The sequence below is a fragment of the Microbacterium sp. W4I4 genome, from assembly GCF_030816235.1.
In the GTDB taxonomy this organism is placed as follows: domain Bacteria; phylum Actinomycetota; class Actinomycetes; order Actinomycetales; family Microbacteriaceae; genus Microbacterium.
In genome coordinates, this window is the sequence record NZ_JAUSXT010000001.1 from 3,787,861 (window position 1) to 3,809,621 (window position 21,761).

Sequence of the window (21,761 nt, forward strand, 5' to 3'; positions counted from 1 at the left end):
GCCCACGCTAACGCGATGCCGCGCAGAAACTGCGCAAGCGGCACGATAGGCTGAACCGACATGTTCGAACTCGATCTCTCCGCCGACATCCAGGCCCTGCGACACACGTTCGGCGACATCCGCGAGGTCGTCGACGTCGAATCCCTGCGCAAGGACATCGCGCGCCTCAGTGAGGAAGCCGGGGTCCCCGATCTGTGGGACGACCCCGAGCAGGCTCAGAAGGTGACGAGTGCGCTCAGCCACAAGCAGGCCGACCTCAAGCGCGTCACCGACGTCGACAGCCGCCTCGACGACCTCGAGGTGCTCGTCGAGCTCGCCGTCGAGATGGAGGACGAGGAGTCGGCCGCCGAGGCGCGCCGCGAACTCGCCTCGCTGACCGAGACGATCAACCAGCTCGAAGTGCAGACCCTGCTGGACGGCGAGTACGACGAGCGCAACGCGATCATCACGATCCGCTCGGGTGCCGGCGGCGACGACGCCACCGACTTCGCCGAGATGCTCATGCGCATGTACCTGCGCTGGGCCGAGCGCCACAAGTACCCCGCGAAGGTGATGGACACCTCGTACGCCGAGGGCGCGGGCATCAAGTCGGCGACCTTCGAGATCGCGGCGCCCTACGCGTTCGGCACGCTCTCCGTCGAGGCCGGCACGCACCGCCTCGCCCGCATCAGCCCGTTCGGCTCCGCCGACAAGCGCCAGACGTCCTTCGCGGCCGTCGAGGTCATCCCGCTGATGGAGGAGGCCACCGAGGTCGAGATCCCCGAGGGTGACATCCGCGTGGACGTCTTCCGCTCCTCGGGCCCGGGCGGCCAGTCCGTCAACACCACGGACTCCGCCGTGCGCCTGACACACCTTCCGACCGGCATCGTCGTCTCGATGCAGAACGAGAAGTCGCAGATCCAGAACCGTGCGGCCGCGATGCGCGTACTGCAGACCCGCCTGCTGCTGCAGCAGAAGGCGGAAGAGGCGGCGAAGAAGAAGGAGCTCGCGGGAAACATCACCGCCAGCTGGGGCGACCAGATGCGCTCGTACTTCCTCTACGGCCAGCAGCTCGTCAAGGACCTGCGCACCGGCCACGAGTCCGGCAACCCGGCGAACGTCTTCGACGGCGATCTCGACGACTTCATCTCGGCGGGCATCCGCTGGCGCAAGCGCAAGGAAGAGGACTGAGCCTCATCCGCCATCGACAAGGGCCCAGGAGCAATGCTCCCGGGCCCTCGTCGTGCGGCTGATCCGACTACTGCGTGAGGCAGGCGTCCTCGGCCTCGGTGACGGCCTGCTGCACCTCCGCGTCATCGCCGGACTGGCCGGTCGAGAGGTCCCACAGGGTCTCATCCGACAGGTCGGAGTCGTACAGGTGCTGGCCGATGCAGGCGGCGACGTCCGGCTCGGTGTACTGCTCGAAGCCGTCCTGACCCAGGGCGAGCAGGGTGTACCCGGCGGTGATCATCTCGGGCGAAGGGCGGTCCATGGACTCGAACGCGTCGGTCGACAGCGGGGTGGGGAAGCTCGACGGCAGATCCTGCACCATCGCGGTGGCCGCGGAGATCAGCAGCACCACGACCAGCACGATGCCGCCGATGATCCCGCCCACGACCGACAGCGCGGCGCCGGTGATCCCCGGCCACTTCTGCGTGCCCTTCTTGAACAGCGCGATGATCGAGATGACGAGCGCGGCGAAGAGCACCACCAGCCCCGGGATCACGGTGAACAGCGTGGGGATGCAGGAGAGGATCGTTCCCAGCAGGGCCAGGCCGAGCCCGATGAACCCGAGCACGGACACCGTCTTCGGGCTCTGCGGAGCGGCAGCGTAGGCCGGCGCCGCGTAGGCGGGAGCCATGTACGCGGGGTTTCCCGCGGTCGGCGCCGCGTACGCAGGAGCGACGGGAGCGGTGGGAGACGCGGGCGGCGCGTAGGCCGGCGCCGTCGGGGCCTCGTAGGCGGGTGCCGCGAACGCGGGCGCCTCGTACGCGGGTGCCTCGTACGACGGGATCGACGCCTCGGGCGCTTCCTCCGTCGTACCCTCGGACGGCGCGCTCGCGCGGGGGATCTCGTCCCGGCGGGCCGTCGCGTCGAGATCGAACTCCTCGGAGGCGTCGGCCGCGGCATCCGTCTCCGCCGCTGACTCAGCACGCGCCTCAGTCGTCGCATCCGTCTCAGCAGCGGCGACCGGGGTCTCCGCAGCATCAGCTGGAGCAGGCGGTGCCGGCTCCGCCGGAGCGAAGTGCTCGGTCCATTGCGCGCCGTCCCACCAGCGCTGTCGGCCTGAGCCGTCGTCGTACCAACCAGCAGGAACAGTCATGGCGCCCTCTTCGTCGTGTCTGTCCGCGTGCGGTGACGCGAACCCCCTCATGGCGCGATCCGCGCCCCTACGTGTATATCAGGCGCGGTGGACGCGTGCGTGACCGCGGGCGCCGTCGGCTTCACCCGGGGGAGTGTCGCTGGTCCCCGGATCGGAAGCCGCGCTTAGGCTCGAATGGCCATGATCAGGTTCGAGAACGTCACCAAACGCTATCGCGGCACCAAACGACCTGCGCTCTCCGATGTCGACTTCAACGTCGAAGCCGGAGAGTTCGTGTTCCTCGTGGGAGCCTCGGGCTCCGGCAAGTCGAGCTGCCTGCGACTCATCCTCCGCGAGGACGTGCCCACGACGGGTCGCGTCGCCGTGCTCGGGCGCGATCTGCGCTCGCTCGCCAACCGCAAGGTGCCCTATTTCCGCCGCCACATCGGGTCGGTGTTCCAGGACTTCCGACTGCTGCCGTCGAAGACCGTCTACCAGAACGTCGCCTTCTCGCTGCAGGTGATCGGCTCATCCCGCGGTTTCATCCAGCAGGCCGTCCCCGAGGCGCTCGCACTGGTGGGCCTGGACGGCAAGGCCAAGCGGATGCCGCACGAGCTGTCCGGCGGTGAGCAGCAGCGCGTCGCGATCGCCCGTGCCATCGTGAACCGTCCGAAGGTGCTGCTCGCCGACGAGCCGACCGGAAACCTCGACCCCGCCACGTCGGTGGACATCATGCAGCTGCTCACGCGCATCAACGCCGGCGGCACGACCGTGGTGATGGCCACGCACGAGGCAGGATTCGTCGATCAGATGCAGCGGCGCGTGATCGAGCTGAAGGAAGGCGTCATGGTGCGCGACGAGCTGGGAGGCGGCTACGGCGACACCTCCAGCATCCCGCGGCTGACGCCCGAGGCCGTCCCCGGCGCCGCCGTCGCGGCCGCCCGCACCGCCGTGCAGGAGGTGCAGCGGCAGACCGTCGCGATCACGACGGTGAATCCGGATGCCGCCGCGCGGCCCGCCCGTGCGGATGTCGTACCGCCCGCCCCTGCGGAATCCCCTGCAGATGCATCCGCGGACATCCAGCCCGAGTCTGCCGCGGAGTCGCCCGCTCCCGCGGAGGCCGCGGCCCCTGCGCAGGCGCCCGCCGCGCCGCGCACGAACCCGATCTTCATCCCTGACGTTCAGGTCGATGAGCTGGGAGTGGCCGATCGCCTGGGCCTCTCCGACGATGACGAGGAAGTGGGGCCCACCTCGTGAGGATCGGACTCGTGATCGGCGAGGCCCTGCTGGGTCTGCGCCGCAATCTCTCCATGGTGATCTCGGTCGTGCTCGTCACGTTCGTGTCACTCACCTTCGTCGGCGCCGCCGTACTCATGCAGACGCAGATCAGCACGATGCGCGCCTACTGGGGCGAGAAGGCAGAGGTGACGGTCTACATGTGCTCGCCGCTGTCCACCTCCCCGAACTGCATCGGCGGAGAGGCCAGCCAGGACCAGATCGACAAGGTCGAGCAGTCGCTCAAGGGCGACGCGCTCGCCCCGCTGATCACCTCCGTGACCTTCCAGAGCAAGGAGGACGCGTTCCAGGACATCGTCGACCAGCTCGGCGAGGAGCAGGCCAGCGTGATCGGCGTGGACAACACCTCGGTCGACTTCCGCGTCACCATGAAGGACCCGCAGCAGTCCGAGGTGATCAGCGAGGCCTTCGGCGGCGAAGCCGGTGTGGAGGCCGTGAAGGACCAGCGCAAGCTGCTCGATCCGCTGTTCTCCGCGCTGACGGTGGCGACCTACATCGCCGTCGGCGTCGCGGCCCTCATGCTCATCGCCGCAGTGCTGCTGATCGCGACGACGATCCGGCTGTCGGCGTACGCCCGACGCAAGGAGATCGGCATCATGCGGCTGGTGGGCGCCTCGAACAGCTCCATCCAGACGCCGTTCGTGCTCGAGGGAGTGTTCGCGGCGCTGCTGGGCTCCGCGCTCGCGAGCTTCGCGGTGCTGGCCGGCGTGCGCTTCGGGGTCGAGGGATACCTCGCCGAGCGCGTGCCGTTCATGCGACCCCTGGTCGGCATGCAGGAGGCGGCGTTCGTCGTCCCGGTGCTGATCGGCATCGGTGTGCTGCTGGCGGCGCTGTCGGCCGGATTCGCCATCCGGCGGTGGCTGCGCACGTAGCCGCGGTCGTCCCCGCCCGTTATATGCTTATGGGCTGTCTGTCGTCAGGAGAACAACATGCCCAGGGAACGCGGGGAGAAGGTCGTCGCGACCAACCGTCGCGCGCGTCACGACTTCAACCTCGAGAAGTCGTACGAGGCGGGCCTCGTGCTCACCGGCACCGAGGTCAAGTCGCTGCGTCAGGGACGCGCGAACCTCAGTGACGGGTACGCGTTCATCAAGGGCGGCGAGGCGTTCCTGGATTCCGTGCACATCCCGGAGTACTCGCAGGGGCACTGGACCAACCATTCCGCGAAGCGCGTGCGCAAGCTGCTGCTGCACCGCGAGGAGATCAGCAAGCTCGAGCACGCCGTCTCGGCCGGCGGCTACACGCTGATCCCGCTGAAACTGTACTTCTCCGACGGGCGCGCCAAGGTCGAGATCGCACTGGCCAAGGGCAAGCGCGAGTTCGACAAGCGTCAGACGCTGCGCGAGCGCCAGGACACCCGCGAGGCCGAGCGCGCCATGCGGACCCGCAACCGCACGGGCGAGTAGCCCGCCGACAGGATCAGGGGAGTAATCCTCAGACCTCGCGCAGCTCCCGCTTGAGGATCTTGCCGCTCTGATTGCGCGGCAGCGCGTCGATGAAGCGCACGGCCTTGGGCACCTTGAACGAGGTCAGTCGATCCTTCACGTGAGCGATGAGCTCGTCGGCCGTGAGCGACGCCGCGGGCTTCAGCACGACGCACGCCACGATCGCCTCGATCCATTTCTCATCGGGCACGCCGATCACCGCGACCTCGGCCACATCAGGGTGCGTGTAGATCGCGTCCTCCACTTCGCGGGAGGCCACCATGATGCCGCCGGTGTTGATGGCATCCTTGATGCGGTCGACGACCGTCAGGTAGCCGGCTTCGTCGCGGACCACGAGGTCGCCGGAGTGGAACCAGCCGTCGCGGAAGGCCTCTGCCGTCTCCTCGGGCTTGTCCCAGTAGCCCTGGGCCAGCTGCGGTGAGCGGTACAGCACCTCACCGGCCTCCCCGTCGGGAACGTCGGCGCCGTTCTCGTCGACGACGCGGGTCTCCACGAACAGGATGGGGCGACCGGCGGATGCGGGGCGCTCCTCGTGCTCCTCGGGGCGCAGCACCGTGGCCAGCGGTCCGATCTCGGACTGGCCGAAGCAGTTGTAGAACCCGAGGTCCGGGTAGCGCTCGCGCAGTCGGTTCAGCACCGTGACCGGCATGATCGACGCCCCGTACTGCGCCTTGACCAGCGACGACAGATCCGCGCTGTCCAGGTCGGGGTGGTTCGCCAGCGGCACCCACACGGTCGGCGCCAGGAACAGCGACCCGATCCGCTCCTCGCCGATGGTGCGCAGGATGCGGGAGATGTCGGGCGCGGGAAGCAGCCGGATCGTCGCGCCGATCGCGAGGTACGGGAGCATGAAGACGTGCATCGCCGCCGAGTGGTACAGCGGCATGCAGATCAGCGGCGCGTCATCCGGCTTCTGGTCCAGTGCCACGATCACCGCGGAGTACTCCGCCACGAGCGCCGCGTGCGTGAGCATCGCGCCCTTCGGCTGCGAGGTCGTGCCCGACGTGTACAGCAGCTGGACCAGGCTCTCGCCGTCCACATCCGTGGGAAGGTCGACCACGTCGCCGGCGCCGGCGCGCTGCAGGAACGAGCCGTCCTCGTCGCGCAGCACGTCGACGAGCTCCACAGCGGTGTCGGCGTGCACCGCGTCGAAGTGCTCGCGCAGCTGCGGATCGACCAGCGCGGCTCTCGCCCCGGACTGGGCGATCAGGTAGGCGAGCTCGGCGCCGTGCAGTGCGTAGTTCACCGGCACGTGGACGAGTCCGGCGCGGGCGATGGCCAGGAAGGCGATGACGTAGGCATCCGAGTTCGTGCCGTACGTGACCACCCGTTCGCCCGCATTCAGACCGCGTCCGCGCAGGTCGGCCGCGCCGCGGCTGACCGCGTCGTCGAGCTCCCGGTAGGTCCAGTCCCGCCCCTCGAAGCGGAGTGCGACGGTGCCGGGCGTGCGTGCGGCGCTGCGTCGGAGGACTCCGTCGACGGTGTTGGTTCGCCAGGGCTGAGGTACGGACGTCGTCGTCATGCCCTTACGCTAGTCGCCTCTGCGGGTCAGGCCGGCGCGAACCCGAACGTCTCGCCGAGAAAGCGCAGCTCGGTCTCCAGAGACGAGACGATCGTCTCCGCCCGGCGGAAGCCGTGGCCCTCACCCGGGTACAGCACGTACTCGTGCGGGATGCCGCGGGCCTCGAGCGCATCGCGGATGGCCTCGGACTGCGAAGGCGGCACGACCCGGTCGTCCTCGCCCTGCAGCAGCAGCACCGGCACATCGATGCGCTCGGCGTGCGTGAGCGGTGACCGTTCGATGTAGACGGCCTCGGCCTCGGGAAGCGGGCCGACCAGGCCGTTCAGGTAGAACTTCTCGAAGTCGTGGGTGTCGGATGCCAGCATCCGCAGATCCGCGACGCCGTACCGGCTGATGCCGGCGCCGAACGCGCCGCCGCGCACCAGTGCGCTGAGCACGGTCCAGCCGCCCGCCGAGCCGCCGCGGATAGCGATGCGGCGCGGGTCGGCGAGACCGGCATCCGCCAGTCCTCGGGCCGCGGCGATCACGTCGTCGACATCGACGACTCCCCACTGGCCGTTCAGTCGCTCGCGGTACGCGCGTCCGTAGCCGGTGGATCCGCCGTAGTTCACGTCGAGCACACCGATGCCGCGGCTCGTCCAGTACGCGTAGGCGGTGGATGCCGCACCCGACACGTGCGCGGTGGGCCCGCCGTGCACCATCACGATGTACGGCGGCAGCTCGCCGTCGGGCGCGGTCGCGCCCGGGTTCGTCGGGCGGTAGTCGAAGGCGTGCACCGCGCCGTGCGGGCCGTCGAAGGTGATCGGTCGGGCCACCGGGATCCAGTCGGTGTCGATGGGCTCGCCGCCGCTGATCGCGGTGATCTCGCCGCTGTCGACGTCGACGCACCACAGGCCCCGGGCGACGTCTGCGCCCGCGCCGGAGATCAGCACCCGGACACCGGAGACGTCGTCGATGCTCGCCTCGCCTGTCACGGGAACATCCAGAACGCGCTCGTTCCCGGTGGCCGGGTCGATCAGGACGACCTCGTCCGCGCCGTTCGTGCGCACCGCGACGATCCGGCCGTCATCGAGCACGCCGTACCAGCGGTTGCCCAGCACCCACAGGCCGCCGCCGGTGTCGGCATCCGCGACGGCGGCGACCTCGGAGCCCACGGCCCGCGATGCCGGCTCGCCGGCATCCTTATCCGGTGTCGACGTGAATTCCGCGCGCCAGAGATTCCAGCGCCCCGTCCGGTCGTCGAGATACAGCAGAGACTCGTCATCGATCCAGCTCGGCTGGAGTCCGGCCGCGGTGCCGACCGACCACGCGGCCGAGCCGTCCTGGCTGCGGATGCGGATGTGTGCGCGCTCCCACGGCATCTGCATCCCGCTCCATGCGACGAACGCCAGATGCTGACCGTCCGGCGACAGTGCAGGGTGCGCCACGAAGTGCCGTCCCTGATCCCACACCTGCACCGCCGCTTCGTCGTCCGCGGCAGAGCCGTCCAGCGGGATCTCCACGATCGCCCGCACATGCTCCGCCGCGCGCAGATCCTCGCGCACGGCGAACAGCCGCCCCTGCTGCAGGGTCAGCCCGCCGTACTGCGGGCCCGGGGCGGTCAGCGGTTCCGGAATGCCGCCGCGCGGCATCCGGTGCACCCGCTGGTCTTCGGCGTTCACGAAGAACAGCGTGCCCTCGGCATCCGCCGTCCAGGCCCCTCCGCCGTACTCGTGCACCCGGGAGCGCGCATTCCACGGCTCCGGCAGGATCTCGGACCCCGACGAGCTGCGCACCGTGACGCGTCCGCCCTGCGAGGGCACCGACTCGCCCCACCAGATCTCGTCGCCGACGAAGCGGGCGCCGTCGATGCGCGGGGCGGACTGGGACACGTCTTCGGCCGAGAGCGGCGAGGGCCAGGAACCGTAGGGCATGCTCATGGGCTCGAGCCTATCCACGCCGCCGCATCGACACACTTCGTCAGCGGCTGACACACGGCGTCACACAGCGTGCGCCGGGCGGCATCCGCGTTCTACCTTGCTGAGACACCCTCGGCCGTGCAGCGCAGCCGACCCGGATCACAGATCAGCAAGGAGACAGCGATGAGCCCTGTGCCGTTCTCCAGCACTGTGCCGTTCTCCTTCGAGCTGTATCCGCCGCGCTCCGCCGAGAGCACCCGCGCGCTGCACGACACCATCGACCGTCTCGCTGCGGCTGGACCCGACTTCCTCTCCGTCACATACGGCGCCGGCGGTTCCACCGGCGGCCGCTCGCTGGACGTGCTGCGCTACATCCGCAGCCACACCGCCGTGGAGCCGCTCGCGCACCTCACCTGCGTGGGCAACACGTATGCCGGTGCCGCACGGCTCATCCGGGAGTTTCTGGATGCCGGCATCCTCAGCTTCCTCGCCCTGCGCGGCGACCCGCCCGCCGGGCACCGGGAGGGCGAGCCGTTCCTCGGCGACCTGGAGAGCTCGGCCCAACTGGCGCAGCTGATCGACCGTGTCCAGGCAGAGCGCGCGCCGTACGAGGAGTCTCCGGTGCCCGGCAACCCGGGGGCGGTGCGCGTCGCACCCCGCCGCAAGGTGAGCATCGCGGTCGCCGCGTTCCCGAACGGGCATCCGCGCTCTGCCTACTCCAGCCAGCACGTCGATGCGCTCCTCGCCAAGCAGGCGGCAGGCGCCACCCTCGCGATCACGCAGCTGTTCTTCCACCCGGACCACTACCTGGCCTTCGTCGAGCGCGCGCGCCGCGCGGGAGTGACCATCCCGATCCTGCCCGGCATCATGCCGATCACCTCGCCCGCCCGCCTCGCGCGCGTGCTCGAGCTGACCGGCGAGGAGCTGCCCGGCGAGCTGTCGGTCGCCCTCGACATCGAGCCGACGGCCGAAGGACGCCGCCAGGTCGGCATCGACTGGGCCGCCGACCTCGCCCGCGACGTCGTCGCCGGGGGAGCGCCCGGAGTCCACCTCTACGCCTTCAACCAGCACGAGACCGTGCTGGATGTGCTCTCGCAGGCCGGCATCGTGCCCGAACTGCAGCTGTCCCGTTCATCGAAAGGAACATCATGACCGCCTTCCCCACCGGGACGATCCTCGGCTACCCCCGCATCGGACGCCGCCGCGAGCTGAAGAAGGCGGTCGAGGCGTTCTGGGCCGGCCGCATCGACGAGAGCACCCTTGAGCAGACGTCCGCAGAGCTGCGGGCCGCGAGCCGCGAACGCCTTGCCGAGCTCGGTCTGGGACGCGACGACTCCTCGATCCCCGAGTCGTTCTCCTACTACGACCAGGTGCTCGACGCCGCCGTCACGGTCGGCGCGATCCCCACCCGCTTCGAGGACCTCCGCGAGGCGGACGGCACGATCGGTCTGCCCGCGTACTTCACCGTCGCCCGCGGCGAGGGAGATCGCGCGCCTCTGGAGATGACGAAGTGGTTCGACTCGAACTACCACTACCTGGTGCCCGAGATCGGGCCCGAGACCACCTTCTCGCTGTCCAGCGACCGCCTCGTGCGCCAGGTGACCGAGGCTGCTGACGCCGGCCTGCGCACCCGTCCGGTGATCGTCGGACCGGTCACGCTGCTCGCGCTGGCGAAGGCCTCGGACGACGCTCCCGAGGGCTTCGACCCGCTCTCGCGTCTGGATGACGTCCTGCCCGTCTACGTCGAGCTGCTGGCGAAGCTGAAGTCCGCCGGCGCCGAGTGGGTCCAGATCGACGAGCCCGCACTGGTCAGCGAATCGCTGCCGGCATCGACGGCGCAGCTGGCGGATGCCGCACAGCGCGCCCTCGCCGTGCTCGGCGGATCCGCCGATCGCCCCGCGATCTTCGTCGCGGCCCCGTACTCGGACCTCGGCGACACCCTCGCGGTGCTCGCCGCCGCTCCCATCGAGGCCATCGGCGTCGACCTCGTGCGCGGTGCGGTTCCCGCCTCCCTCCCCGACCTCGGCGGCAAGACGCTCGTCGGCGGCGTCGTCGACGGACACAACATCTGGCGCGGCGACCTGGACGGGGCCTTCGCGAAGCTCGAGGCGCTGCGTGCCCTCGGCGCGACCGCGGTCGCGGCATCCACCTCCACATCGCTGCTGCACGTGCCGCACGACGTGCAGGACGAGACGAAGCTCGACGCACGTCTGGTCTCCTGGCTGGCCTTCGCCGACCAGAAGGTCGGACAGATCGTCACCCTCGCACGCGGTCTCGCCGAAGGGCGCGCGGCGGTCGAGGACGAGCTGTCCGCGGCGTCCGCCGCCCTGGCGGACCGTCAGGATGCACCGGGCGTGCGCGACGGCTCGGTGCGTCAGCGTGCCCTCGCCGAGGCGGACTTCTCCCGCGATGCGTACGAGGTGCGCGAGAGCGCTCAGGAGGCGCTGAACCTGCCCGCGCTGCCCCTGACCACCATCGGCTCCTTCCCGCAGACCGCCGACATCCGCCGTGCCCGCGCCCAGTTCGGTCGTGGCGAGGTGCCGAAGGACGACTACGAGGCGTTCCTGCGCTCTGAGATCGACCGCGTCGTCGCCCTGCAGGAGGACCTCGGCCTGGACGTGCTCGTGCACGGCGAGGCCGAGCGCAACGACATGGTGCAGTACTTCGCGGAGAACCTCGACGGCTTCGCGGTCACCGAGAACGGCTGGGTGCAGTCGTACGGATCCCGCGCGACCCGTCCCTCGATCCTCTGGGGCGACGTCTCGCGTCCTGCGCCGATCACGGTGAGCTGGGCCGCATACGCGCAGTCGCTCAGCGTCAAGCACGTCAAGGGCATGCTGACCGGCCCGGTCACGATCCTCGCGTGGTCGTTCGTCCGCGACGACCAGCCGCTCGGAGACACGGCCAACCAGGTGGCGCTGGCCCTGCGCGACGAGATCGCCGACCTCGAGGCCGCGGGCATCGCGATCATCCAGGTCGACGAGCCGGCGCTGCGCGAGCTGCTGCCGCTGAAGAAGGCCGACCAGCCCGCGTACCTGGACTGGTCGGTGGGGTCGTTCCGCCTGGCCACCGGCGGTGCGGCAGCGGCCACGCAGATCCACACGCACCTCTGCTATTCGGAGTTCGGCGTGGTGATCGACGCGATCCGCGCCCTGGATGCCGACGTCACCTCGATCGAGGCGGCGCGCAGCCGCATGGAGGTCGTCGCCGACATCGCGCACCACGGCTTCGACCACGGCATCGGACCCGGCGTCTACGACATCCACTCGCCGCGCGTGCCCGGCGTCGCCGAGATCGAGGCGCTGCTGCGCCGCGCGGTCGACGAGCTGCCGCTGCGACAGCTGTGGGTCAACCCGGACTGCGGTCTGAAGACGCGCGGATACGACGAGACCGTCGCCTCGCTGCGCAACATCGTCGAGGCGACGCACCGCGTCCGTGAGGACATCGCCGTCCCGGCCTGAGCGCCGATGACAGGAGAACGCCCTCCCCGTGCCACTTGGCCAGGGGAGGGCGTTCTCGCATGCGGGGGAGGCGTCAGACGGCGCGCAGCACCGCCACGACCTTGCCGAGCACCACGGCCTCATCGCCGAGGATCGGCTCGAACGCCGAGTTGCGGGGGAGCAGCCACGTGTGCCCGTCACGACGGCGGAAGGTCTTCACCGTGGCCTCGCCGTCGATCATCGCAGCGACGATCTCGCCGTTCTCGGCGGTGTTCTGCGTGCGCACCACGACCCAGTCGCCATCGCAGATCGCGGCGTCGATCATCGACTCGCCGCTCACGTTGAGCATGAACAGGTCGCCCTTGCCCACGAGCTGACGGGGGAGCGGGAAGATCTCCTCGACCTGCTGATCGGCGGTGATCGGCACGCCCGCCGCGATCCGCCCCACCAGAGGCACCAGGGCTGCATCGCCCACGGCGGGCCCGGTGTCGGCGGGATTCTCGGTGCTGGTGCCCGGAAGGTCGATCAGCACCTCCATGGCACGGGTCTTGCCCGGGTCGCGGCGCAGGTAGCCGCTGAGCTCCAGCTGGCCCAGCTGGTGCGTGACGCTGGAGAGCGACTTGAGGTTCACGGCGTCGCCGATCTCGCGCATGCTCGGCGGGTAGCCGTGCCGGGCGATCGAGGTCTGGATGACCTCCAGGATCGCCATCTGCTTCGCGCTGAGACTCTTGCGCCGACGGGTGCGCGGAGCCTCGGATGCGGGAGAGGGGGGTGTCGCTCATCTGGTGCTCCTTCATGCGGTCCAGCCGGTGCCGATCCGCGTCCCCGCGGGCATCCGGTTCGAATGTCGGTGGCCCATGGTGGGCTGTCCTTATCGAAACCGTATCCGAGTTTTCTCGGAAAACGGAAGATTCGTTCGAGCGTGTCGACAGATTCTCGACCGGATGTTCGAAGAATTCTTGACAGATGTTCGATATCGAAGATACATTCGGAACGTAGCTTCGCATCCGGCTTCCCCGGCCGGATGCCGGATGCGAAAGCTGCACCACTTCCGCCGGTGGGACGGCGGGGAACCCAGAGGAGCCTCACATGAGCACCATCAGCATCCAGAGCCCCGCGATCCTTCGCGACGCCACCGGTGTCTCCGGGCGTTCGATGCGTCGGACCACACTGCGGCTGACGGTGCGCGGGCGCCGCGTCCTCGCCGCAGCCGCCGCCGCCCCGCTGGCAGCCGGCATCGCCTTCTCCGTGCTGGCCGGCGGGTCCGCACTCGCCTCTGGCGAGCAGGGCGCACCGGTGTCCTTCGAGACAGTGACCGTGATGCCGGGCGACACCCTGTGGTCCATCGCGGCCGCGGCTGCTCCCGACGTCGACCCGCGCGACGTGATCGATGACATCATGCGGTTGAACAACCTCAGCGGCGGCACCATCCAGGCGTACTCGTCGATCGCGATCCCCACCGAGTACTCGCACTGACGCTTCTGCAGGCTCAGCCGACCTGTCGCTCGTCATCCGGAGGCCGGTGACGGCCGCTCGCTCTACGATGGGAAGGGTGACCTCCCTCGACGAGCTGCCCCTCCGCGACGACCTTCGCGGGCTCACCCCCTACGGCGCGCCGCAGGCGCCTCTGCCGGTGGCGCTGAACGTCAACGAGAACACGCATGCCGTTCCCGAGGCCGTGGTCGGCGAGATCCTGGATGACGTCGCCATCGCGCTCAGCGATGTCAACCGCTACCCCGACCGTGAGTTCACCCGACTGCGTGAGGCGTTCGCCGACTACCTCGGCCACGGGCTGACCGCAGCGCAGATCTGGGCGGGCAACGGTTCGAACGAGGTGCTCCAGCACATCATGCAGGCGTTCGCCGGCCCCGGGCGCACGGCATTCGGCTTCGCCCCCACTTACTCGATGTACCCCCTGATCACCCAGGGCACCGGCGCTGCGTGGGTCGCCGGCACACGCGAGGGCGACTACTCGATCACCGCGGAAGACGCCGCAGCCCAGGTCCGGGCCGTGGCCCCCGACGTCGTGCTGCTGTGCTCGCCGAACAATCCGACCGGCACACCGCTCGGACTCGACGTCGTCGAGGCCGTCTACGACGCCGCCCCCGGCATCGTGATCGTGGACGAGGCCTACCACGAGTTCGCGCCGAAGGAGGCGCAGTCGGCGCTCACCCTGCTCGAGGGGCGCCCGCGGCTGGCCGTCTCGCGCACCATGAGCAAGGCGTTCGCCTTCGCCGGTGCCCGCGTCGGCTATCTCGCGGCCGATCCGGCCTTCATCGACGCCCTGCGCCTGGTGCGGCTGCCTTACCACCTCAGCGCGCTGACCCAGGCCGCCGCGACCGCCGCACTGCGCAACGCCGGCGTCATGCTGCAGATGGTGGACGAGATCGTCGTGCAGCGCGAACGCATCTCGGCATCGCTCGAGGCGCTCGGCTACCAGCCTCATCCGTCCTGGTCGAACTTCGTCCTCTTCGGCGGCGTCGCCGACCCGAAGGCCGTCTGGCAGGCGCTGTACGACCGCGGTGTACTGATCCGCGATGTCGGCATCCCCGGCCATCTGCGCGTCACGGCCGGCACCGAAGCCGAGTCCTCCGCATTTCTCGAAGCCCTCGCGTCGATAGGATCACCCTCATGAGCGACCCCCGCACCAGCCCTCGCACCGCGCAGCGCACCCGCAGCACGTCCGAGTCCACCGTCGAGGTCGAGGTGAACCTCGACGGCACCGGCCGCAGCGAGATCAGCACCTCGGTGCCGTTCTTCGACCACATGCTGACCGCGTTCGCGAAGCACTCGCTCACCGACCTCACCGTCCGCGCCACCGGTGACACGCACATCGACGCGCACCACACCGTCGAGGACATCTCGATCGTGCTCGGTCAGGCCATCCGCGACGCCCTCGGCGACAAGTCGGGCATCTCGCGCTACGGCGACGCCCTCGTGCCGCTGGACGAGGCTCTCGCGCAGGCCGTCGTGGACATCTCCGGACGCCCCTTCCTCGTGCACGAGGGCGAGCCCGCCGGGTTCGAGTTCCACCTCATCGGCGGACACTTCACCGGCTCGCTGGTGCGGCACGTGTTCGAGGCGATCACCTTCCACGCCGGCCTCACGGTTCACGTGCGCGTGATCGGCGGACGTGATCCGCACCACATCGCCGAGGCCGAGTTCAAGGCCTTCGCGCGCGCGTTCCGGCAGGCCAAGTCCCTGGATCCCCTCGTCGAGGGCATCCCGTCCACGAAGGGCGCCCTGTGACGCGTGCACCCCGTGTCGTCGTCTTCGACTACGAGTCGGGCAACGTGCACTCCGCCGTCAAGGCGCTGGCCGCGGCCGGAGCGGATGTCGAACTGACCGGCGACCGCAAGGCCGCACAGGAGGCCGACGGGCTGTTCGTCCCCGGCGTCGGCGCCTTCGCCGCCGTCGCGGCCGCGCTGCGGGCGCACGGCGGCGACGAGATCATCGGACGCCGCCTCGCGGGCGGACGTGCGGTGCTCGGCGTCTGCGTCGGCATGCAGGTGCTGTTCGAGCACGGCGTCGAGCGCGGCTCTGACACGGTGGGGCTGGGGGAGTGGCCGGGCACGGTCACCGAGCTGAACGCCCCGGTACTGCCGCACATGGGCTGGAACACCGTGGAGTCCGGCGAGGGCAGCGTGCTGTTCCGCGGGGTCGAGGGGGAGCGCTTCTACTTCGTGCACTCCTTCGCCGCGACCTCCTGGGATCTGGACGTGATCGCGCCGTTCCACCAGCCCGCGCTGACCTGGGCGACGCACGGCGAGCGCTTCCTCGCCGCAGTTGAGAACGGCCCGCTCTCGGCGACCCAGTTCCACCCCGAGAAGTCCGGCGAAGCCGGCATCCACCTGCTCCGCAACTGGGTGGAATCCCTCGCCTGACCGGCTGATCCGTCGACGGCACGCACCGGCGGTCGGTCACACGGGGTTCCTCGTGTTGAACCCTGCATCGGGGCGGACTAGTCTCAGGAATCGTGTTCGCACGCAGCGGCCATCCCCGAACCAAGGACGTCATGAACGACTTCGCGCAGTCTCCCTCGCTGATCCTCCTCCCCGCGGTCGACGTCGCGGGCGGAAAGGCGGTCCGCCTCACGCAGGGTGAGGCCGGTACGGAGACCAACTACGGCGACCCCGTCGACGCCGCCGGTGAGTGGGTCGACCAGGGCGCCCAGTGGATCCACCTCGTCGATCTGGATGCGGCCTTCGGGCGCGGCAGCAACGCCGGCATCCTGCGCAAGGTCATCAAGCAGTACCGCGGGGTGAACATCGAGCTCTCCGGCGGCATCCGCGACGACGCCACGCTGGAGGCGGCGCTGGAGTCCGGCGCGAACCGCATCAACCTCGGCACCGCGGCGCTGGAGAACCCCGAGTGGGCGGCCGATGTCATCAGCCGCTACGGCGAGGCTGTCGCAGTGGGGCTCGACGTGCGCGGCACCACGCTCTCGGCGCGCGGCTGGACGAAGGACGGCGGCGACATCTGGGAGGTGCTGGAGCGCCTGGAGGAGGCCGGCTGCAGCCGCTACGTCGTCACCGACGTCACGAAGGACGGTACGCTGCGCGGACCGAACCTCGACCTTCTGCGCGAGATCACCTCGCGAACTCCGAAGCCCGTGATCGCCTCGGGTGGCGTCTCGAGCCTCGATGACATCGCGGCCCTGCGTGAGCTGGTGCACCTGGGCGTCGAGGGCGCCATCGTCGGCAAGGCTCTGTACGCCGGGCAGTTCACCCTGGCAGAGGCGCTGGATGTCGCGGGCGACTGACGACTCCTCCGATCACGCGCACGGCACCGATCACGCGCACGGTACCGATCACGCGCACGGTACCGATCACGCGCACGGTACCGATCACGCGCACGGTACCGATTCCGCCGGGGTGCCCTGGGCCGGACGCACGTTCCAGGCCAACCCCGGCTCCGGTGACGACGGCTCCGCAGACCCCGCCCTGCTCGACGCGCTGCTGCGCTTCCGGTCGGGCGACGGCTCGCAGGTCGAGGTCGTCGACGCGTTCCGCTCTGCACGCGTGCTCGTCCCGCTGGTCGCCGAGAAGGGCGACGAGGGTGTGGGTCCCACGGGCTTGAAGGTCGACAAGACGCAGGAGCTCTCGATCGTCACGGTCTCCGGCCCCGACGGTCGCCGCGTCCAGCCGGCGTTCTCGTCGGTGGACACGATGCGCCGGTGGGATGCCGCAGCGCGGCCGATCCCGGTCGAGGCGATCCGCGTGGCGCTGTCGGCGTCGAGCGAGGAGACCGACCTGATCGTGCTCGATCCGGCCTCCGACACCGAGTTCGTGCTGCGCCGCCCCGCGGTGTGGGCGATCGCGCAGGAGCAGCCCTGGGAGCCGAGCTTCCTCTCGCCCGAGGTCTTCACCGCGCTGCGCGAGAGCATCGGTCACGAGTTGGCCGTCATCGACGTCGCGGTGGCGCCGGGGGATCCGGATGCCAGGATGCACGGCCCCGAGCTGATCGTCACCCTCGAGCTGATCGACGGCCTGGACCGCGAGACCCTGGACGCCGTGCTCGCCCGCCTCGCCCAGCGCTGGGCGGCCGATGACCGCATGGCCGTGCTGGTCGACTCCCTGACCGTGAAGCTCACCCGCTCGGCAGGCTGAGCAGGGTCAGCCCGCTATGGTCGTGGCATGCGCAGACTGCTCGCGGTGATCACTCTCGTGCTGTCCGGCACGCTGACGACCGCGTGCATGCAGCCGTTCGCCGACGTCTGCCCCGCGATCGGCTACGTCACCGGACTGCAGGTGGATGCCACCGGCATCACGGACGCGACATGGGTGCAGTTGTGCGCGGACGAAGCCTGCTCTCCGCTGCCGGGGGAGACTGAGTCGACCGACATCCGGATCGGCGTGAACGAGGACGATGGCATCTGGGCCTTCTCGTTCCTGAGCATCGAGATGCCAGATGACGTCACGATCCGGGCCACGGATGCCGATGGCGCCGTGCTGCAGGAATCCGAGCACCACATCGACTGGGCTCACTCTACGGAGCGCTGCGGCGGCCCGTCGACCGCAGAGCCGATCGTGCTGGTTCCCTGACCCGCGCTGCCCTCATCAAGGTCACACGCAGACGCGAGGCGGAGGCCGGGAGGTTCCCGGAGCGAGCATCGGGGAGGGACCCGCGCAGCGGGAGGGGCACCCGCTCTGCGAGCGCAGGGAACCTCCCGGCCGTAGCCGGCAAGCGGGGTCAGGTGACCGGCCCGGTCCACTTCTCGCCGGGGCCCTTGCCGATGGCGTCCTGGATGGGGGAGGCCTCGCGGAACGCGAGCTGCAGGGAGCGCAGGCCGTCGCGCAGCGGGCTGGCGTGCGCGCTGCTGATCTCCGGGGCGCCCGCCGTGATCAGACCGGCGAGGGCGTTGATGAGCTTGCGCGCCTCGTCGAGGTCCAGCTGCGCGTTCGGGTCGTCGGCCAGGCCCAGCTTCACGGCGGCCGCGCTCATCAGATGGACGGCGGTCGTGGTGATCACCTCGACGGCGGGCACGTCGGCGATGTCGCGGGTGGCAGCGGTCGCGGCTTGCTCCTGCTCCGCCCAGCGCTCGTGGCGGTCATCGGCGTGCTCAGCAGGAATCGTCACTTCGGGATGCTTTCTGGTAGACTTCTGCGGGCTTCGGAGCTTCGTGTTCCGAATCGAAAGAGGATTCATTCCCACCCGCGCTTGCCGTTCCAGGCTACCGGGTTCCACACCCCGCCGGACTCCGGTGGAATGGGTGTCACAAGCCGGTGCATCTGAACGCATCGGCGGGTGGGGAGACTCTGATTTCGCCTCGGGATGCAGACAGCATCGCGGTGGCTGAAACCACGTCTAAGGAGCTCCGCATCAGCGATCCCCGTACAAATGAGCGCATCCGCGTCCCCGAGGTCCGCCTCGTCGGTCCCGCGGGTGAGCAGATCGGTGTTGTCCGCATCGAGGCAGCGCTGCGTCTGGCCCAGGAGGCCGATCTCGATCTCGTCGAGGTGGCCCCGAATTCCAAGCCGCCCGTTGTCAAGATCATGGACTACGGCAAGTTCAAGTACGAGGCCGCGCAGAAGGCGAAGGAAGCACGCCGCAACCAGGCGAACACCATCCTCAAGGAGGTGCGTTTCCGCCTGAAGATCGAGGCGCACGACTACACGACCAAGCTGAAGCGCGCCGAGGGCTTCCTGAAGGCCGGCGACAAGGTCAAGGCCATGATCCTGTTCCGCGGTCGCGAGCAGTCGCGCCCCGAGCAGGGTGTGCGTCTGCTGCGCAAGTTCGCGGAGGACGTGGCCGAGCTCGGTGTCGTCGAGTCGAACCCGACGATCGATGGCCGCAACATGGTCATGGTCGTCGCACCCCTGAAGAACAAGTCCGAGGCGAAGGCTGAGCAGAACGCGGTTCGCACCGCGCACAAGCAGGCCTCGCGCGACGCGAAGTCCACCACGGGCGACGCAGACGCGCCCACGGACGAATCCGCGGCCTGAGCCGCCCCACAGCTCCCGCCTCGTGCGGGTCACCCACCGTCGCCAACCTAGGCGCCACACGAAGGAAGAGAAGATGCCGAAGCAGAAGACCCACTCGGGTGCGAAGAAGCGCTTCAAGATCACCGGCAGCGGAAAGCTGAAGAAGCAGCAGGCCGGCATGCGCCACAACCTCGAGCACAAGTCGAGCCGCCGCACGCGTCGCCTGAACCAGGACCAGGTTCTCTCCAAGGCGGACACCAAGGTCGCCAAGAAGCTTCTCGGTCGCTGAGCGCTCGAACGTACGAATAGGAATACAGGAAAATGGCTAGAGTCAAGCGCGCGGTAAACGCGCACAAGAAGCGTCGCGTCATCCTCGGACGCGCCTCGGGTTACCGTGGCCAGCGTTCGCGTCTTTACCGCAAGGCGAAGGAGCAGGTCACCCACTCGCTCGTCTACGCGTACCGGGACCGCCGCAAGCGCAAGGGCGACTTCCGCCGTCTGTGGATCCAGCGCATCAACGCCGCTGCCCGCCAGAACGGCATCACGTACAACCGCTTCATCCAGGGTCTGGGTCTCGCGGGCGTGCAGGTCGACCGTCGCATGCTCGCCGACCTGGCCGTGACCGACGCCGCGGTGTTCACGTCGCTCGTCGAGATCGCGAAGAAGGCTCTTCCCTCGGACGTCAACGCTCCGAAGGCCGCTGCCTGATCGATCTGATCCGATCCGAGACGGGCGTCTCCCCCCGGGGAGGCGCCCGTCTCGTCGTCTGCGGCCCCTCTGGACTCATCAGTTCCCCCTCTAGACTGAGGGCGTGCTCGAGAATCCCCGCTCACCCCGAGTCCGTGCCGTCGCGAAGCTGACCAAGCGCAGTGCGAGGACCGAGACCGGTCTCTTCCTGCTGGAAGGGCCGCAGTCCGTCCGCGAGGCGCTCAACTACCTGCCCGCCGCGATCGTCGAGCTCTTCGCGACCCCGACGGCCTGGGACAAGCATTCCGACGTCCGCGCGCTGGCGGCGGAGATCGACCTCGAGGTCGAGTTCGTCACCGAGAGCGTGCTTTCGGCCATGGCCGACACCGTCACGCCGCAGGGGATCATCGCGGTGGCTCGTCAGACTCCGACCTCGGTGCGCGACATCTTCGCGGCATCCCCGCGCCTGATCGCCATCTGCGAGGAGGTCCGGGATCCCGGCAACCTCGGCACGATCATCCGCGCCGCGGATGCGGCGGGAGCGGATGCCGTGGTGCTGACCGGCCGGACCGTCGATCCGTACAACCCGAAGGTGGTCCGCTCCACCACCGGTTCGCTGTTCCACCTTCCGATCTCGGTCGGGGGAGACCTGGCCGATGTGATCACCCGTGCGCAGGGGGCGGGGATGAAGGTGCTCGCCGCCGACGTGAAGGGCGATGACCTGCTGGATGCCAGGGCTGCGGGTGTGCTCGCCGAGCCCACCGCCTGGCTCTTCGGCAACGAGGCGCACGGGCTCGACGACGACGTGCTCGGTCTCGCCGACCATGCGCTGCGACTGCCGATCTTCGGCAGGGCCGAGTCCCTGAACCTCGCGACCGCGGCGAGCGTGTGCCTGTACGAGAGCGCATTCGCCCAGCGCGCCTGAGTCGCGAGCGCGTGCGGTTCGGTTACGAATAGGTAAAGTCTGCCGGACGTCCTCGGAGCGTCCTGGCCCTGCTCTAGTGTTGAGGAATGGCAGAGAGCAGAGACGCCCTCGTGGTCGTCGAGAACGTGCAGAAGCACTACGGCGAGTTCCAGGCGCTGAAGGACATCAACCTCACCGTCGACAAGGGCGAAGTCGTCGTCGTCATCGGGCCCTCGGGGTCCGGCAAGTCGACGCTGTGCCGCACGATCAACCGTCTCGAGACGATCACGAGCGGTGAGATACGGATCGACGGCAAGACGCTTCCGGCGGAGGGCAAGGGCCTGGCCAACCTGCGGGCCGAGGTCGGCATGGTCTTCCAGTCGTTCAACCTGTTCGCGCACCTGACGATCCTCGAGAACGTCACGCTCGGACCGATCAAGGTGCGCGGTCTGAAGAAGGCGGATGCCGAGAAGGAGGCGATGGCGCTGCTGGAGCGCGTCGGCGTCGCGCAGCAGGCCTCCAAGCTCCCCGCACAGCTCTCGGGCGGACAGCAGCAGCGTGTGGCGATCGCCCGCGCACTCGCCATGCACCCGAAGGTGATGCTGTTCGACGAGCCGACCAGTGCCCTGGACCCCGAGATGATCAACGAGGTCCTCGACGTCATGGTCGGCCTCGCCAAGGAGGGGATGACGATGATCGTCGTCACCCATGAGATGGGCTTCGCGCGAAAGGCCGCGAACCGTGTGGTCTTCATGGCCGACGGGCAGGTCGTCGAAGAGGCGACGCCCGAGGACTTCTTCCTGCATCCGAAGAGCGACCGGGCCAAGGACTTCCTGTCCAAGCTCCTCACCCACTGACCTGCAA

General features: G+C 69.2%; 22 protein-coding genes and 1 pseudogene. 18 read left to right on the forward strand and 5 right to left on the reverse strand.

The genetic code is table 11. The features are described from left to right. Positions 1–60 precede the first annotated feature (60 nt). Positions 61–1,170 carry a peptide chain release factor 2 gene (gene prfB, locus QF046_RS18010; protein ID WP_307372489.1) on the forward strand — a complete coding sequence of 370 codons (1,110 nt, stop codon included), beginning with the start codon at positions 61–63 and terminating at the stop codon, positions 1,168–1,170. Positions 1,171–1,237: 67 nt separating this feature from the next. On the opposite strand, the gene QF046_RS18015 is transcribed toward prfB, so the two are convergent. Beyond that, positions 1,238–2,302 carry a DUF2510 domain-containing protein gene (locus QF046_RS18015; RefSeq protein WP_307372491.1) on the reverse strand — a complete coding sequence of 355 codons (1,065 nt, stop codon included), beginning with the start codon at positions 2,300–2,302 and terminating at the stop codon, positions 1,238–1,240. Between the two features lie 180 nt (positions 2,303–2,482). On the opposite strand from QF046_RS18015, the gene ftsE reads away from it, so the two are divergent. From ftsE to smpB, 3 genes are read left to right on the forward strand one after another with little or no spacing between them, the layout of a single operon-like run. After that, on the forward strand, positions 2,483–3,538 hold the full coding sequence (gene ftsE / locus QF046_RS18020) for a cell division ATP-binding protein FtsE (RefSeq protein ID WP_307372494.1): 1,056 nt from the start codon (positions 2,483–2,485) through the stop codon (positions 3,536–3,538). Then, positions 3,535–4,449 (forward strand): permease-like cell division protein FtsX, encoded by a 915-nt coding sequence (ftsX, locus tag QF046_RS18025; RefSeq protein ID WP_307372496.1) that lies wholly within the window; start codon positions 3,535–3,537, stop codon positions 4,447–4,449. Before ftsE ends, ftsX begins: the two co-directional genes overlap by 4 nt. A 57-nt stretch (positions 4,450–4,506) precedes the next feature. Then, positions 4,507–4,983 carry an SsrA-binding protein SmpB gene (gene smpB, locus QF046_RS18030; RefSeq protein ID WP_307372498.1) on the forward strand — a complete coding sequence of 159 codons (477 nt, stop codon included), beginning with the start codon at positions 4,507–4,509 and terminating at the stop codon, positions 4,981–4,983. A 28-nt stretch (positions 4,984–5,011) separates the two neighbouring features. Here smpB and QF046_RS18035 read toward each other — a convergent pair whose 3' ends face one another. Both QF046_RS18035 and QF046_RS18040 read right to left on the reverse strand, forming a co-directional pair. After that, on the reverse strand, positions 5,012–6,544 hold the full coding sequence (locus QF046_RS18035) for a fatty acyl-CoA synthetase (protein ID WP_307372500.1): 1,533 nt from the start codon (positions 6,542–6,544) through the stop codon (positions 5,012–5,014). A gap of 26 nt (positions 6,545–6,570) precedes the next feature. Continuing rightward, the gene (locus QF046_RS18040) at positions 6,571–8,463 is read right to left on the reverse strand and encodes a prolyl oligopeptidase family serine peptidase (RefSeq protein ID WP_307372502.1); all 1,893 of its coding nucleotides are present in this window, start codon (positions 8,461–8,463) and stop codon (positions 6,571–6,573) included. Positions 8,464–8,625: 162 nt separating this feature from the next. Between QF046_RS18040 and QF046_RS18045 the strand changes: the two genes are divergently transcribed. Together QF046_RS18045 and metE are read left to right on the forward strand one after the other, a co-directional pair. Next, a complete protein-coding gene (locus QF046_RS18045; RefSeq protein WP_307372505.1) occupies positions 8,626–9,594 on the forward strand; it encodes a methylenetetrahydrofolate reductase in 969 nt (322 codons plus the stop codon). Then, positions 9,591–11,903: a 5-methyltetrahydropteroyltriglutamate--homocysteine S-methyltransferase gene (gene metE, locus QF046_RS18050; protein ID WP_307372507.1), complete on the forward strand. Its 2,313-nt coding sequence runs from the start codon at positions 9,591–9,593 to the stop codon at positions 11,901–11,903. The genes QF046_RS18045 and metE overlap by 4 nt, the downstream gene beginning before the upstream one ends. A gap of 73 nt (positions 11,904–11,976) precedes the next feature. Here metE and lexA read toward each other — a convergent pair. Beyond that, positions 11,977–12,624: pseudogene (gene lexA, locus QF046_RS18055) on the reverse strand (transcriptional repressor LexA); the annotation flags it as partial. 347 nt (positions 12,625–12,971) lie between these two features. On the opposite strand from lexA, the gene QF046_RS18060 reads away from it, so the two are divergent. The 7 genes from QF046_RS18060 (at position 12,972) to QF046_RS18090 (ending at position 17,926) form a co-directional block, all read left to right on the forward strand. Beyond that, positions 12,972–13,358, forward strand: a complete 387-nt coding sequence (locus QF046_RS18060; protein ID WP_307372510.1) for a LysM peptidoglycan-binding domain-containing protein — start codon at positions 12,972–12,974, stop codon at positions 13,356–13,358. 67 nt (positions 13,359–13,425) lie between these two features. Then, positions 13,426–14,517, forward strand: coding sequence for a histidinol-phosphate transaminase (locus QF046_RS18065; RefSeq protein ID WP_307372512.1), 1,092 nt, complete (start codon positions 13,426–13,428; stop codon positions 14,515–14,517). Then, positions 14,514–15,131, forward strand: a complete 618-nt coding sequence (hisB, locus tag QF046_RS18070) for an imidazoleglycerol-phosphate dehydratase HisB (protein ID WP_307372514.1) — start codon at positions 14,514–14,516, stop codon at positions 15,129–15,131. The genes QF046_RS18065 and hisB overlap by 4 nt, the downstream gene beginning before the upstream one ends. Further along, positions 15,128–15,766: an imidazole glycerol phosphate synthase subunit HisH gene (gene hisH, locus QF046_RS18075; RefSeq protein WP_307372515.1), complete on the forward strand. Its 639-nt coding sequence runs from the start codon at positions 15,128–15,130 to the stop codon at positions 15,764–15,766. Before hisB ends, hisH begins: the two co-directional genes overlap by 4 nt. 131 nt (positions 15,767–15,897) lie before the next feature. Then, positions 15,898–16,644: a bifunctional 1-(5-phosphoribosyl)-5-((5-phosphoribosylamino)methylideneamino)imidazole-4-carboxamide isomerase/phosphoribosylanthranilate isomerase PriA gene (gene priA / locus QF046_RS18080; protein WP_307372908.1), complete on the forward strand. Its 747-nt coding sequence runs from the start codon at positions 15,898–15,900 to the stop codon at positions 16,642–16,644. Next, positions 16,628–17,491: an SseB family protein gene (locus QF046_RS18085; RefSeq protein ID WP_307372517.1), complete on the forward strand. Its 864-nt coding sequence runs from the start codon at positions 16,628–16,630 to the stop codon at positions 17,489–17,491. Before priA ends, QF046_RS18085 begins: the two co-directional genes overlap by 17 nt. 27 nt (positions 17,492–17,518) lie before the next feature. Next, a complete protein-coding gene (locus tag QF046_RS18090; protein ID WP_307372520.1) occupies positions 17,519–17,926 on the forward strand; it encodes a hypothetical protein in 408 nt (135 codons plus the stop codon). Positions 17,927–18,074: 148 nt separating this feature from the next. Here QF046_RS18090 and QF046_RS18095 read toward each other — a convergent pair whose 3' ends face one another. After that, the gene (locus QF046_RS18095) at positions 18,075–18,461 is read right to left on the reverse strand and encodes a DUF1844 domain-containing protein (RefSeq protein WP_307372523.1); all 387 of its coding nucleotides are present in this window, start codon (positions 18,459–18,461) and stop codon (positions 18,075–18,077) included. A gap of 212 nt (positions 18,462–18,673) precedes the next feature. Between QF046_RS18095 and infC the strand changes: the two genes are divergently transcribed. The 5 genes from infC (at position 18,674) to QF046_RS18120 (ending at position 21,754) form a co-directional block, all read left to right on the forward strand. Continuing rightward, positions 18,674–19,327: a translation initiation factor IF-3 gene (gene infC, locus QF046_RS18100; protein ID WP_307372526.1), complete on the forward strand. Its 654-nt coding sequence runs from the start codon at positions 18,674–18,676 to the stop codon at positions 19,325–19,327. Positions 19,328–19,400: 73 nt separating this feature from the next. Next, the gene (gene rpmI, locus QF046_RS18105) at positions 19,401–19,595 is read left to right on the forward strand and encodes a 50S ribosomal protein L35 (RefSeq protein WP_017828564.1); all 195 of its coding nucleotides are present in this window, start codon (positions 19,401–19,403) and stop codon (positions 19,593–19,595) included. Positions 19,596–19,627: 32 nt separating this feature from the next. Continuing rightward, positions 19,628–20,014, forward strand: coding sequence for a 50S ribosomal protein L20 (rplT, locus tag QF046_RS18110; RefSeq protein WP_307372530.1), 387 nt, complete (start codon positions 19,628–19,630; stop codon positions 20,012–20,014). A 103-nt stretch (positions 20,015–20,117) separates the two neighbouring features. Continuing rightward, entirely contained in the window at positions 20,118–20,918 is an 801-nt protein-coding gene (locus tag QF046_RS18115) for an RNA methyltransferase (RefSeq protein WP_307372533.1), read from the forward strand. A gap of 86 nt (positions 20,919–21,004) precedes the next feature. Next, positions 21,005–21,754: an amino acid ABC transporter ATP-binding protein gene (locus QF046_RS18120; RefSeq protein ID WP_307372536.1), complete on the forward strand. Its 750-nt coding sequence runs from the start codon at positions 21,005–21,007 to the stop codon at positions 21,752–21,754. The last annotated feature ends 7 nt before the right edge of the window (positions 21,755–21,761 follow it).